We start from the raw sequence: 13,228 nt of genomic DNA on the forward strand, positions 1-13,228 counted from the left end.
GGGGGGTGGGGAACGGGCCGCCGCACTGATGGAGGGGGGAGCCGACGGCCCGGCCGCCTCTTGCGAGGCAGTTCAGTCAACCGAGTTCACGGGGTGGGGCGGGAGTGGGTGAAGGGGGCGGATGCGGGTATTCCGTTCACCCCCCGTGTGAACGCCCCGGTACTACGCTGATGCACGACTGACGTCATCCGGAGGCGCTCCCATGCAGCCCAATGCACTCCTCGACGCCCTGCTCGACGAAGCGGGGATCTCCCAGGCGGGTCTCGCCGCCCATGTCAACCAGGCGGGGAAGAAACGGGGGTTGGCGCTCCGCTACGACCACACGGCGGTGCGCCGGTGGCTCAAGGGGCAGCGGCCGCGCGGCCAGGCCCCCGACCTGATCTGCGAGGTGCTCAGCACCCGCCTGCGCCGCCAGGTCGCGCTCGACGACATCGGCCTCGGCGGCGTGCGGGGCGACGCGACGCCGCCGGACAGCGGATCGCACTCGACCCTCTCGGGGTTCGTGGAGCGCGCCACCGCCCTGTGGCGCTCCGACGAACAGCAGCGCCCGCACGTCCTCGGCGCGCCCGCCGTCACCGGCACCCCGGCCGTGATGCCGGTCTGGGAGTGGGAGAACCCGCCCGAGGACTCCGACGTGTCCCGGTCCGGGCAGACGCATGTGAACCTCGCGGACATCGAGACCCTCAAGGCCGCCCGGGCGCACTACGAGCAGATGTACCGCAAGGCCGGCGGCATCGCCACCCGCACCCGCATCGTCGGCTTCCTCAACTCCGAGACCGCGCCCCTGCTGCGCGGCGGCTACAACGACACGACGGGCCGCCAACTGCACCGCGCCACCGGCGGGCTGGTGGCGATCGCGGGCATCTGCGCGTACGACTCGGACGCTCAGGGGCTCGCCCAGCGGTACTTCCACCAGGCCCTGCGGCTCGCCAAGGCGAGCTGCGACCGGGGGCTCGGCGCGTACGTCATCGCGCTGCTCGTCAACCAGTCGCTGTTCATGCGGGAGTACCGTCAGGCGGTCGCCTTCGCCGAGGCCGCGCTGCGGGCCGCCGGGCGTGAGATCACCCCGGCGCTGGCCGCCGACCTCTACGCGATGCAGGCCAAGTCCTACGCCCACCTCGGGGACGGGACGAGCGCGCTCGCCTGCATCCGGCGGGCCGAGAAGGCCGCCGACCGCATCCGCCCCGGCCGCGAGCCGGACGAGACCGGGTACGTCCAGCCGGGTCTGGTCAATGTGCAGGTGGCGGAGGCGCTGCTCAGCATGGGGGACCTCAGCACCGCGCGGGAGCACGCGGCGGCGGCGGTCGACACCCGCGCACACGACCGCGGCCGGGTGCACCGGCTCGCGATCCTCACCCATGTCGAGCTGCGGCAGGGCGAGGCCGACCGGGCGGTGGCCACCGCGGTCGAGATGGCCGAGCAGGCGCGGGGCATGGAGTCCCAGCGTTTGAGAGACCGGCTGCGGGCCGTGCGTGAACATCTGGCGGCCAGCGGCTGCGCCGAGGCCGACGAGGCGGCCGAAATGATCGACGGGGCGTTGCGCATTCCCCTGTAGGGCCGCTGCGAAGGTCCGTCGAGTGCTGGTTCCCCCAGCGCTGCGCTACTGCGATGTTGCCATCTACGTGCATCTACGTGCCGGAAGGTGGCAGAACTGTGCAGTGGACGAACCTAAACGAACAAACTGTGTATGAGAACCCGTGGTTCCGGGTGAATCTCGCGGACGTCGAACTCCCCAACGGCCGTCATCTGGACCACTTCCTCATCCGCCTGCGCGCCGTGGCCGTCGCGACGGCCGTCAACGAGGCGAACGAGGTGCTGATGCTCTGGCGCCACCGCTTCATCACCGACAGCTGGGGCTGGGAACTGGCCGCGGGCGTCGTCGAGGACGGGGAGGACGTCGAGGCGGCCGCGGCCCGCGAGATGGAGGAGGAGACGGGGTGGCGGCCGGGGCCGCTGCGCCACCTGCTCACCGTCGAGCCGTCCAACGGCCTCACCGACGCCCGGCACCACCTGTACTGGGCGGAGGGCGCCACGTACACCGGCTACCCCGAGGACGACTTCGAGTCCTCGCGCCGCGAGTGGATACCGCTGAGGCTCATCCCGGACATGATCGCCCGGGGTGAGGTCCCGGCCGCCAACATGGCGGCCGGGCTGCTGATGCTGTATCACCTCCGGCTGGGCCAGGGGGAGTTGGCCTCCGGCTCCAACAGGTAGTACGTACGGCCGGGCAGGCGGTACGTACGGTCGGGCAGGCAGTGCGCACGGTCGGGCCGATACGTACGGCGCCTAGCGCCCGATGGCCTGCCACAGGGTGACGGCGAGCGCGCCGAGTGCGGTGAGCGCCGCCACCGAGGGCAGCGGCCAGCGGGTGTGCTCCAGGGCGCTGACGCGGGCGACCAGATCGGCGAGGTCCTTGTCGTTCTGGTCGTCACGCAGCGTCTGCACGGCGAGCCGTCCCTCGATGTGGGCCAGTCCCACGTCGAGGCGGCGGCGCACCTCCGCGAGTTCGTCCACGACCACGCTCTGCTCGGGTTCGGTGGCCACGATGTACCGCTCCTTCACGGGAGAGTCGACTCGAATGGTGTGACGGTGAGTCAACTCCCTTTGCGCGCAGGGCGGGAGCGTGTGTTCGGGGCATATGCGAGCGCACCCCGCACACCGCGCGCGCCTCCGCACACTCCGTGCGAATCAGGAGTGCGGGGGGCGCTGACGTGGCGGGGTGACGCTGCGTGCCTAGCCGTACGGGTAGAAGCCCGAGCCCGTCTTGCGGCCGAGCCGGCCCGCGTCCACCATCCGCTGGAGCAGCGGCGGGGCGGCGTACAGCGGCTCCTTGAACTCGGCGTACATCGAGTCCGCCACCGAGGCGACCGTGTCCAGCCCGATCAGGTCCGCCAGCTTCAGCGGGCCCATCGGGTGGGCGCAGCCCAGCTCCATGCCGTTGTCGATGTCCTCGCGGGACGCGATGCCGGACTCGAACATCCGGATGGCCGAGAGCAGGTACGGGATCAGCAGCGCGTTCACCACGAAGCCGGAGCGGTCCTGGGCGCGGATGGCGTGCTTGCCGAGGATCTTCTCCACCATGGCGTGCGCCCGGCTGATCGTGCCCTCGGACGTGGTGAGCGCCGGGATCAGCTCGACGAGCTTCTGCACGGGTGCCGGGTTGAAGAAGTGGATGCCGATGACGGCGTCCGGGCGGGAGGTGGCGACGGCCAGCTTCACCAGCGGGATGGAGGAGGTGTTGGACGCCAGGATCGCGTCCGGGCGGGTCACCACCTGGTCCAGGACCTGGAAGATCTCCGTCTTGACCTGCTCGTTCTCCACGACGGCCTCGATCACGAGGTCGCGGTCGGCGAACTCGCCGAGGTCGGTGGTGAAGCTCAGGCGCGCCAGCGCCGCGTCGCGCTCCTCCTCGGAGATCTTGCCGCGCTCGGCGGCCTTCGAGAGGGAGTTGTAGAGGCGCGTACGGCCGATCTCCAGGGCCTCGCCCGTGGTCTCGGCGACCTTGACCTCAAGGCCGCTGCGGGCGCACACCTCCGCGATGCCGGCGCCCATCTGGCCGCAGCCCACCACTCCGACGCGTTCGATGTCGGTCACATCGTGCCTTTCGCTCTACGGTCACGCTCTGGGTGACGGGGGCCCTGCCGGTGTCGCCGGGGGCCCGCCGTGAACCCCCGACGTTACTCCGCGCCTGACGCGTTCCGGCCGGGAGGGCGGGCATGCTGTGCCGGACAGTGGGTCCGTACCGGAGCGGTGAGGTGTTGTTTGGTGGGACATGTCGCACGAAGGCGGCTTGTGGCCGCGGCGGTCGGCGCGCTCGGCGCGCTGTCCCTGACACAGAGCGCGGCGGGGCATCCGGCGCCGCGCCGCGAGCGGGAGATGCGGGGCATGTGGCTGGCCTCGGTCGCCAACCGGGACTGGCCGTCCCGCAAGGGCCTCACCGCTGATCAACAACGCGCTGAGCTGCTGGTTCACCTGGACACCGCGGTACGCAGAAAGCTCGGCGCGGTGGTGCTCCAGGTACGGCCGACCGCCGACGCGCTGTGGCCGTCGCCGTACGAGCCCTGGGCGGAGTGCCTCACCGGGAGGCAGGGCGGGGACCCCGGATGGGACCCGCTGGGCACGGCGGTCGAGGAGGCCCACCGCAGGGGGCTGGAACTGCACGCCTGGTTCAACCCGTACCGGGTGGCGAATCACACAGACCCCGGACGTCTCGTCGCGTCCCATCCGGCACGGGTGCACCCGGAGTGGGTGATCCGCTACGGCGGCAAGCTGTACTACCACCCCGGGCTCCCGGAGGTCCGCCGCTTCGTGCAGGACGCGATGCTCGACGCGGTGCGCCGGTACCCGGTGGACGCCGTGCACTTCGACGACTACTTCTACCCGTACCCGGTGGCCGGCGAGGTCTTCGACGACGCGGACGCCTTCGCGCGGTACGGGAGCGGCTTCGCCACGGTGGGGGACTGGCGGCGGCACACGACGGACGCGCTCGTACGGGAAATGGGGGAGCGGATCCGGCGGGTGCGGCCCGGGGTGCGCTTCGGGGTCAGCCCCTTCGGGGTGTGGCGCAACGCCGACAAGGACCCCGAGGGGTCACGGACCAGGGCGGGCGTGGGCACGTACGACGACCTGTACGCGGACACCCGGAAGTGGGTGCGGGAAGGGTGGCTCGACTACATCTGCCCGCAGTTGTACTGGCATGTCGGGTTCGCGGCGGCGGACTACGCGGAGCTGGTGGGGTGGTGGGCGCGGGCGGTGCGGGGGACGGGGGTCGACCTCTACGTCGGGGAGGCGCTGTACAAGGCGGGGGACCCGGCGCAGCCCGCCGCATGGCAGGACCCGGCCGAGCTGTCGCGGCACCTGACGCTGGCCCGGTCCCACCCGGAGGTCCGGGGGCATGTCTTCTTCTCCGGGCGGGAGGTGGCCGAGGACCGGATCGGGGCGATGCGCCGGGTGGTGGCGGACCACTACTGATCCGGGGGCCTCTCCGCGGCGCGGGACGCCTCAGCCGATCGCGTCGCAGGCCGTACGCAGTCTCCGCACGCCCTCCCCGAGTTCCGCGGTGCTCGCCACCGCCGCGAAGCTCAGCCTGAGGTGCGCCGCCGGCGGCTCCGCGCTGAAGTAGGGGCGGCCCGGCGCGACCGCCACGCCCGCGCGCAGGGCGGCGGAGACCACGGCCGGCTCGTCCACGCCGTCCGGCAGGCGCAGCCACAGGTGGTAGCCGCCCGAGGGCACGTGGGGGAGGGCCAGTTCCGGGAGGCGCAGGCGCAGGGCGGAGACCAGGGCGTCCCGGCGCTCGCGCAGCTCCGCCGAGACCGTGCGCAGGTGGCGCGGCCAGGCGGGGGAGCCGACCAGCTCGACCGCCGCCTCCTGGAGGGGCCGCGGCACGAAGAAGTTCTCCACCACCTGGATGGCGCGCAGCCGCTCCAGGACCGGCCCGCGCGCCGCCAGCGCGCACACCCGGAAGCTGGGGGAGGTGGCCTTGGTGAGCGAGCAGACGTGCACGACGACGCCCTCCTGGTCGTCCGCCGCCAGCGGCCGGGGCAGCGGCCCCGCGTCCGAGTGCACCAGGCGCCGCACGAAGTCGTCCTCGACCAGGAAGGCCCCCGCCGCCCGCGTGATGCGCAGGACCTCCGGGCGGCGCGCGGCCGAGAGCACCGCGCCGGTCGGGTTCTGGAAGAGGGGCTGGCAGATGAAGACCCGGGCCCCGGTCGCCCGGAAGGCGGCCTCCAGCAGGTCGGGACGCACCCCGTCCGCGTCCACCGGCACCGGCACCGGCCGCAGTCCCGCCGCCCGTGCGACGGCGAGCAGGCCGGGGTACGTCGGCGACTCGACCAGCACGGCCGAGCCGGGCGGCGCGAGGGCGCGCAGCGTCGTGGTCAGCGCGCTCTGGCCGCCCGCGGCGATCAGTACGTCGGCGGCGGTGATCGCCCCGCCGATGCCCCGCGCGAACCAGGCACGCAGCTCGTCGATGCCCTCCACGGGCGGCCTGCCCCAGGCCCCCGGCCGCCGTCCGGCCCGGCCGAGGGCGGCGGCCATCGCCTGCTCCGGCTGGAGGGAGGCGTGCAGATAACCGCCGTTGAACTCGATCACCCCGGTGGCGGGCGCGGACAGGGTGACCAGCACGCCCGTCGCGTCGACCGCGCGCGGCACCTGGTCGGTGGCCCCCTCGGCGCTGAGCGCGACCTCCTGCCAGGAGGTGTCACCGGCCGCACGCGCCTGCGTACGCCGGTCCGCGCACCGGAACGCCCCGGCGCCGGGCCGCGTCTCCACGAGTCCCTCGGCGGCGAGCCGGGCGAGCGCCCGGGAGACGGTGACGGGACTGACCCGGTACTGCTCGACGAGGGCCCGGCTGGACGGCAGCTTTCCACCGGGGGAGTAGCGGTGGAGATCCTCCCGGAGGGCTGATGCCAGCTCGGAGACGCTGCTACGCTCATGCATGAACGCACACAATAGCGCTACTGCCCACAACGCGATAGCAGTTGACGGCTCACCGAAGCACCCGGAGAGCTCGCCGGGAACTCCCGTCGCCGCGCCGCGCGCCCAGGCCCCGGACGCCGGGCGGGCCCGCCGGGGGACCGTGTTCGCCGCGTTCGGGGTGGTCGCCTTCTCGCTCACCTTTCCCGCCACCGCCTGGGGCCTCGACGGCTTCGGACCGTGGACGCTGGTGTCCGTACGGAGCGTCCTGGCCGCCCTCGTCGCGGGCGGCGCGCTGCTCGCCCTGCGGGTCCCCGTGCCCGGGCGGCGGCACTGGGGCGGTCTGGCCGTCGTCGGCGTCGGCGTCGTCCTCGGCTTCCCGATGCTGACCACCCTGGCCCTTCAGAGCTCGACCACCGCCCACGCGGCCGTGGTGGTCGGCCTGCTGCCGCTGACCACCGCCGTCCTCTCGGCCGTACGCACCGGCCACCGGCCCTCCCGGGCCTTCTGGGCGGCGGCACTGGCCGGGGCGGCCGTCGTGATCGCCTTCACCGTGCAGCAGAGCGGGGGCGCCCTGTCCGGCGCGGACCTCTACCTCTTCGGGGCGCTGCTGGTGTGCGCGGCCGGATACACCGAGGGCGGACGGCTGGCCCGGGTGATGCCGGGCTGGCAGGTCATCGGGTGGGCGCTGGTGATGTGCCTGCCGGTGGCGGCGCCGGCCGCGGCGGTCGCCCTGGCCGTGGAACCGGTGCACCTGACGGGGAAGGCGGTGGCCGGACTGCTGTGGGTGGCGGTCGGCTCGCAGTTCCTGGGCCTGGTGGTCTGGTACCGGGGGATGGCCGAGATCGGCGTCGCCCGCGCCAGCCAACTCCAGTTGGCGCAGCCGCTGCTGACGCTGGTGTGGTCGGTGCTGCTGCTGGGCGAGGTGCTGCCGGTGGCGGCGCCGGTCGCGGCGGTGGCGGTGCTGGTGTGCATCGCGGTCACCCAGCGGGTGCGGGCCTGAAGGCCGCACCGGGAGGCGGTGACCCGCCCCTCCCGCCGCCCCCGCCGGGCCGGAAAATCCCGTGATCGCGGCGCGCCCGCCCGTTACCGTGACCCCCTCCGCCCACCCTTCCCGTCGGGAGCCCTCTGCGCATGCGGCAGTCCGCCCAGCCCCTTCCTGCTCCGATCCGCGTACGGGAGGGACTCGTCCGGGGCGCCGAGGCAGCCCCCGGCGTCCTCCGCCACCTCGGAATCCCCTACGCCGCACCGCCGTTCGGGCCGAACCGCTTCCGGGCCCCGCAGCCGCCCCTGCCCTGGGACGGCGTGCGCGACTGCACCGCCCACGGGCCCGTCGCCCCGCAGTCGGCCGAACTGCCCGGCGCGCCCTCCTGGTCGCCCGGGGACGAGGACGTCCTCACCCTCAACGTCTGGTCCCCGCGGGGCGGTTCGGGACTGCCGGTCCTCGTCTGGCTGCACGGCGGCGCGTACACCTTCGGCTCCGGCGCCCAGCCCGACTTCGACGGCACGGTCCTGGCCCGGGCCGGTCTGGTGGTCGTCACCCTCAACTACCGCCTGGGCTTCGAGGGGTTCGGGCACGTCCCGGGCGGCGGGGCGGAATTCCCCGCGAACCGGGGACTGCTCGACCAGGTCACCGCGCTGCGCTGGGTCGCCGCGAACATCGCGGCCCTCGGCGGCGACCCCGGGCGCGTCACCGTCGCCGGCCAGTCCGCCGGGGCCACCTCCGCGGTGAGCCTGCTGCTGCGCGAGGAGGCGCGCGGGCTGTTCGGCCGGGTCATCGCGCACAGCCCCGTCGGGCCCTGCTTCTCGGGCGAGTTGGCCGAGGAGGTCACCCGCACGGTGGCGGCGCAGGCCGGTGTCGTGCCCACCGCCGACGGCCTGCTCGGGGCGTCCCCGGCGGCGCTGGTGGCCGCGTCCGATCAGGTGGCGGCGGCCTGGCGGCAGGACGCGGGAATCGGGCGCAGGCGCTACGATCCCGTTCTGTACGGTCCGGTCGCCGACGGCACGGACCTGCCCGCCGACCCTCTCGCCGCGCACGCCGCCGCCCGGCTCGCCGGAGTGGACCTGCTGGTCTGCCACACCACCGAGGAGAGCCGGCTCTTCGACGCCGTCGGCAGCACCGCCCCGGTGGAGACGGAGGCCGAACTCGCCCGCTTCTGCGCCGACTTCGGACTTCCCGCCGCCCTGCCCGCCGCCTACCGGGACCGGATGCCCGGCGCGTCCGTCCCCGACGTCCACCTCGCGCTCCTGGGCGACCGGGCCTTCGCCGAGTACAGCCACCGCGTCGCCAACGCCCACGTCCGCGCCGGGGGCCGCGCCTACCTGTCCCGCTTCGCCCGGCGGCGCACCGCAGCCGACGGAACGCCCCTCGTGCGGGCCTGGCACTGCGCGGACGTCCCCTTCGCCTTCGGCAACCACCACGATCCCGCGCTGGAGTTCCTCATCGGCGGGCCGCCCCTGGCCGGGGACGACGAGCTGTCCGCCGCCCTCGTGCGCGCCTGGGCCGAGTTCGCGGCGACCGGGAACCCGGGCTGGCAGCCGTACGAAGCCGGGGAGGGCGGTCCCGTACGGATCTGGGGCGCGGCCACCGCCGACGGCCCGCCGCGCGAGGCATGGCGGGAAGTGGACTTCGGCCCCGAACGGCCCTGACCGGGGCCGGCCACCGGCCCCTTACCCGCGGAGTAATCGACGCCCGGCCGCGGTGGGGAGACCGTGGGGATGCCGCCGGGGAAACACACCGGCGGCGCACCCGAATCCGTACGGCGGACACCCGTACGGCAGGTATCCGCACGGCACACGTCCGCGCGGCACATCCCCGTACGGCAGACATCCGTACGGCAGACTCCCGTTCGCGGGACCCAGAGGAGACCGTCATGAGCGCCGACTTCCGCACCGCCCTGCAGAGCTACTTCGCCGCCTGGAACGCCACCACCGGGCCCGACGACCTCGCCAAGGCCGTCGCGGCCGCCTTCACCGAGGACGCCGCCTACACCGACCCGGTCGCCGACGTGCGCGGGCACGCGGAGGTGACGGAGATGATCGCCGGGGCGCACGCCCAGTTCCCCGGCTTCGAGTTCCGGCTCGTGGGCGAGCCCGACGGGCACCACGACATCGTCCGGTTCACCTGGGAGCTGGTCTCCCCGGCGGACGGCTCCGCGCCCGTCGCGGGCTTCGACGTGGCCACGGTCGCGGCGGACGGCCGGGTGTCCTCCGTGAAGGGCTTCCTGGACCGGCTGCCGGGAGCCTGAGACGAGCGGCCCGGCCCCGCGCGGGCCGCGGCGGGGGCACCCGGGACGGCCCCGTCCAGGTCACCGGGACGGACCTGCCCAGGTCACCGGGAAGGGCCCGCCCAGGTCACCCGGGGCGGGCCCGTCCCGCCCGCCCCCACGTCACCCCCATCCCCGCTCACGAGATATCTTGACGTCAAGCAATGTTGCAGACGTGGAGCGGAGTACCCGGTGACTGACTCGACCATCATCTATACGCACACCGACGAGGCCCCGGCCCTCGCGACGTATTCGTTCCTGCCCGTCGTGGAGGCCTACGCCTCCACGGCCGGTGTCACGGTCGAGAGCCGTGACATCTCCCTCGCGGGTCGCATCATCGCGAGCTTCCCCGAGCGCCTGAAGGAGGAGCAGCGGATCGACGACGCCCTCGCCGAGCTCGGCGAGCTGGCCAAGACGCCCGGCGCCAACATCATCAAGCTGCCCAACATCTCGGCCTCGATCCCGCAGCTCAAGGCCGCGATCGCCGAGCTCCAGGCGCAGGGCTACGCACTTCCGGACTACCCGGACGACCCGAAGTCCGACGAGGACAAGGACGTCCGCGCCCGGTACGACAAGGTCAAGGGCTCCGCCGTCAACCCGGTCCTGCGCGAGGGCAACTCCGACCGCCGCGCCCCCGCCTCGGTCAAGAACTACGCCAAGGCCCACCCCCACCGCATGGGCAAGTGGACCCCGGAGTCCAAGACCAACGTCGCCACCATGGGCGCCGACGACTTCCGCTCCACCGAGAAGTCCGCCGTGATCGCCGACGCGGGCTCCCTCCGCATCGAGCTGGCCGGCGACGACGGCACCATCACCGTCCTGCGCGAGTCCGTCCCCGTCCTCGCCGGTGAGGTCGTCGACGCCTCGGTGATGCGCGTCGCCGCCCTGCGCGAGTTCTTCACCGCGCAGCTCGCCCGCGCCAAGTCCGAGGGCGTCCTGTTCTCCGTGCACCTCAAGGCCACGATGATGAAGGTCTCCGACCCGATCATCTTCGGCCACGTGGTCCGCGCCTTCTTCCCCAAGACCTTCGCCCAGTACGGCGACGTCCTGGCCACCGCGGGCCTGACCCCGAACGACGGCCTCGGCGGCATCTACAAGGGCCTGGAGTCGCACCCGCAGGGCGCCGAGATCAAGGCGTCCTTCGACGCCGAGCTCGCCGAGGGCCCCGAGCTGGCCATGGTCGACTCCGACAAGGGCATCTCCAACCTGCACGTGCCGTCCGACGTCATCGTCGACGCCTCGATGCCCGCGATGATCCGCACCTCCGGCCACATGTGGGGCCCGGACGGCAACGAGGCCGACACCCTCGCGGTCCTCCCGGACTCCTCGTACGCGGGCATCTACCAGGTCGTCATCGACGACTGCCGCGCCCACGGCGCCTACGACCCGGCCACCATGGGCTCCGTCCCGAACGTCGGCCTGATGGCGCAGAAGGCCGAGGAGTACGGCTCCCACGACAAGACCTTCGAGATCCAGACCTCGGGCACGGTCCGCGTCGTCGACGCCGCCGGGAACGCGGTCCTGGAGCAGGCCGTCGGCGCCGGCGACATCTTCCGCATGTGCCAGACCAAGGACCTCCCGATCCAGGACTGGGTCAAGCTGGCCGTCACCCGCGCCCGCGCCACCGGCGTCCCGGCCGTGTTCTGGCTGGACGAGGAGCGCGCCCACGACGCGCAGCTCATCACCAAGGTCAAGAAGTACCTCGGCGACCACGACACCGACGGTCTCACCATCGAGATCATGTCGCCGGTCAAGGCCATCGCGTACTCCCTGGAGCGCATCCGCCGCGGCGAGGACACCATCTCGGTGACCGGCAACGTCCTCCGCGACTACCTGACGGACCTCTTCCCGATCCTGGAGCTGGGCACCAGCGCCAAGATGCTCTCCGTGGTCCCGCTGATGAACGGCGGCGGCCTCTTCGAGACGGGCGCCGGCGGCTCCGCCCCCAAGCACGTCCAGCAGCTCGTCAAGGAGAACTACCTCCGCTGGGACTCCCTCGGCGAGTTCCTGGCGCTGGCCGTCTCCTTCGAGCACCTCGCCACCACCACGGGCAACGCGCGCGCCCAGGTGCTCGCCGACACCCTGGACCGCGCCACGGGCACCTTCCTCAACGAGGACAAGTCCCCGAGCCGCAAGCTGGGCGGCATCGACAACCGCGGCAGCCACTTCTACCTGGCCCTGTACTGGGCCCAGGAACTGGCGAAGCAGACCGACGACGCCGCGCTCGCCGAGGCGTTCGGCTCGCTGGCCGCGAAGCTGGCCGAGCAGGAGGAGACCATCGTCTCCGAGCTGATCGCCGTGCAGGGCTCGCCGGTCGACATCGGCGGCTACTACCAGCCGGACGCGAAGAAGGCCTCGGCCGTCATGCGCCCGTCGAAGACGCTGAACGAGGCGCTGGCGACCCTCGCCTGATCCTCTGACGCCACGTCAACAGGACTGCCCCGGCCGGTACTTCACCGGCCGGGGCGGTTCCGTGTCGGGGGCCGCGCGGGGACGGTTCTCAAGGCGGAGCCGGGAGAGGCGAGTCCCGGATGGGCGGGGCCGCGCCGCCCGGCGTACGGACCGCCGTCACCCGCGTCGGCGCGGGCCGTACCAGCCGGGCCGGGGCCGTCGTCCCCCGCGCCGTACCGCCTCGGCGGCGGGGTGTCCCGTACGGGCGAGGACCGGGCCCTGCAACCGAGGCGGCCCGTCAACCCCTGCCCCCGCGCGCCCGGCGCTCGCGCGGTGCGTCCGTCAGCGGCGGCCGTCCGCCCCGGTTCCGGCCGCCCTCGGCGGTCCGGGAGTCCCCGTGTCCCCGGTGGCCCCGGCGGACCCCTTCGTGAAGAGCTCCGCCAGACTGTCCGTCGACAGCACCAGCGCCGCCCCGACCACCCCGGCGACGGAGGCCGCCACCACGCCCGCCCAGTGCGTTCCGCCCTCCCAGGGGGCCTGGCAGAGCAGCCCGGCCGCCACCACCGCCAGCAACGCCGCGTTGCGCACCACGTGCCGGGGCCCGATCGGCGCGGTGGTGGACCCGAAGCAGTTGCAGGACTGGTCCTTGCCCCGCAGGAGCACGCCCGCGATCCCCGCCGTGAACGCCACGAGCAGCACTCCCGCCACGACGAAACCGGCCGTTCCCCCCGGCCACAGCACCAGCAGCGCCGCCGCGCCGAGCTCTCCCGCCACCACGCACACCGCGACGGCGGGGGCGAGCACGCCGGGCACCGCCATGTCCCGCGTCGCCGTCACGAACGACCGGAACGAGGCGGCCGAGAGCAGCTTGCTCGCCGCGGAGGCCACGAACACCATCGCGACGAGCACGCGGCACGCCAGCACGACGTAACCCACATCCACGGGCCGACCTCACTTCTCCCGGTACCTCGGCAGCCGCCATCTAACCTCACCCGCCCCAGGGGCAACAGGTGCGATTCCGTCAACGCGGCACCCGCCGGGCCCCGTTGACCGACCGGCCCGGCGTCCTTCCGGCACCCTTGCGCGCCCCCGCGGCACCGCGCCGTCCGACGGTACCCACCAGCCCGAGCCGGTGTTAGGTTAGCCTCACCTAACTT

Annotated in this window: 11 protein-coding genes; 7 read left to right on the top strand and 4 right to left on the bottom strand. The window is 73.4% G+C overall.

Going from position 1 to position 13,228, the window contains the following annotated elements:
• Window positions 1-202: 202 nt before the first annotated feature.
• Window positions 203-1,555: a transcriptional regulator gene (locus tag ACZ56L_RS25300; protein WP_345224764.1), complete on the top strand. Its 1,353-nt coding sequence runs from the start codon at window positions 203-205 to the stop codon at window positions 1,553-1,555.
• A 98-nt stretch (window positions 1,556-1,653) separates the two neighbouring features.
• Window positions 1,654-2,214 (top strand): NUDIX hydrolase, encoded by a 561-nt coding sequence (locus ACZ56L_RS25305; RefSeq protein ID WP_401760802.1) that lies wholly within the window; start codon window positions 1,654-1,656, stop codon window positions 2,212-2,214.
• Between the two features lie 72 nt (window positions 2,215-2,286).
• Here ACZ56L_RS25305 and ACZ56L_RS25310 read toward each other — a convergent pair whose 3' ends face one another.
• Together ACZ56L_RS25310 and ACZ56L_RS25315 are read right to left on the bottom strand one after the other, a co-directional pair.
• Window positions 2,287-2,544 (bottom strand): hypothetical protein, encoded by a 258-nt coding sequence (locus ACZ56L_RS25310; RefSeq protein ID WP_345224769.1) that lies wholly within the window; start codon window positions 2,542-2,544, stop codon window positions 2,287-2,289.
• Between the two features lie 189 nt (window positions 2,545-2,733).
• Window positions 2,734-3,594 (bottom strand): 3-hydroxybutyryl-CoA dehydrogenase, encoded by an 861-nt coding sequence (locus tag ACZ56L_RS25315; protein WP_345224771.1) that lies wholly within the window; start codon window positions 3,592-3,594, stop codon window positions 2,734-2,736.
• 228 nt (window positions 3,595-3,822) lie between these two features.
• On the opposite strand from ACZ56L_RS25315, the gene ACZ56L_RS25320 reads away from it, so the two are divergent.
• Window positions 3,823-4,971: a glycoside hydrolase family 10-like protein gene (locus tag ACZ56L_RS25320; protein WP_471066705.1), complete on the top strand. Its 1,149-nt coding sequence runs from the start codon at window positions 3,823-3,825 to the stop codon at window positions 4,969-4,971.
• A gap of 30 nt (window positions 4,972-5,001) precedes the next feature.
• Here ACZ56L_RS25320 and ACZ56L_RS25325 read toward each other — a convergent pair whose 3' ends face one another.
• The gene (locus ACZ56L_RS25325; protein WP_471066522.1) at window positions 5,002-6,438 is read right to left on the bottom strand and encodes an aminotransferase-like domain-containing protein; all 1,437 of its coding nucleotides are present in this window, start codon (window positions 6,436-6,438) and stop codon (window positions 5,002-5,004) included.
• Between ACZ56L_RS25325 and ACZ56L_RS25330 the strand changes: the two genes are divergently transcribed.
• The 4 genes from ACZ56L_RS25330 (at window position 6,437) to ACZ56L_RS25345 (ending at window position 12,092) form a co-directional block, all read left to right on the top strand.
• Entirely contained in the window at window positions 6,437-7,417 is a 981-nt protein-coding gene (locus ACZ56L_RS25330; protein ID WP_471066524.1) for a DMT family transporter, read from the top strand. The genes ACZ56L_RS25325 and ACZ56L_RS25330 overlap by 2 nt on opposite strands.
• Window positions 7,418-7,548: 131 nt before the next feature.
• Complete coding sequence (locus ACZ56L_RS25335) at window positions 7,549-9,063, top strand: carboxylesterase/lipase family protein (protein WP_471066526.1); 1,515 nt, start codon at window positions 7,549-7,551, stop codon at window positions 9,061-9,063.
• Window positions 9,064-9,287: 224 nt separating this feature from the next.
• A complete protein-coding gene (locus ACZ56L_RS25340) occupies window positions 9,288-9,662 on the top strand; it encodes a nuclear transport factor 2 family protein (protein WP_345224779.1) in 375 nt (124 codons plus the stop codon).
• Between the two features lie 210 nt (window positions 9,663-9,872).
• A complete protein-coding gene (locus tag ACZ56L_RS25345; protein ID WP_471066528.1) occupies window positions 9,873-12,092 on the top strand; it encodes an NADP-dependent isocitrate dehydrogenase in 2,220 nt (739 codons plus the stop codon).
• Window positions 12,093-12,413: 321 nt separating this feature from the next.
• On the opposite strand, the gene ACZ56L_RS25350 is transcribed toward ACZ56L_RS25345, so the two are convergent.
• A complete protein-coding gene (locus ACZ56L_RS25350) occupies window positions 12,414-13,013 on the bottom strand; it encodes a MauE/DoxX family redox-associated membrane protein (RefSeq protein ID WP_471066530.1) in 600 nt (199 codons plus the stop codon).
• Window positions 13,014-13,228: the final 215 nt, after the last annotated feature.

Source organism: Streptomyces sp. NPDC039736 (assembly GCF_055596485.1).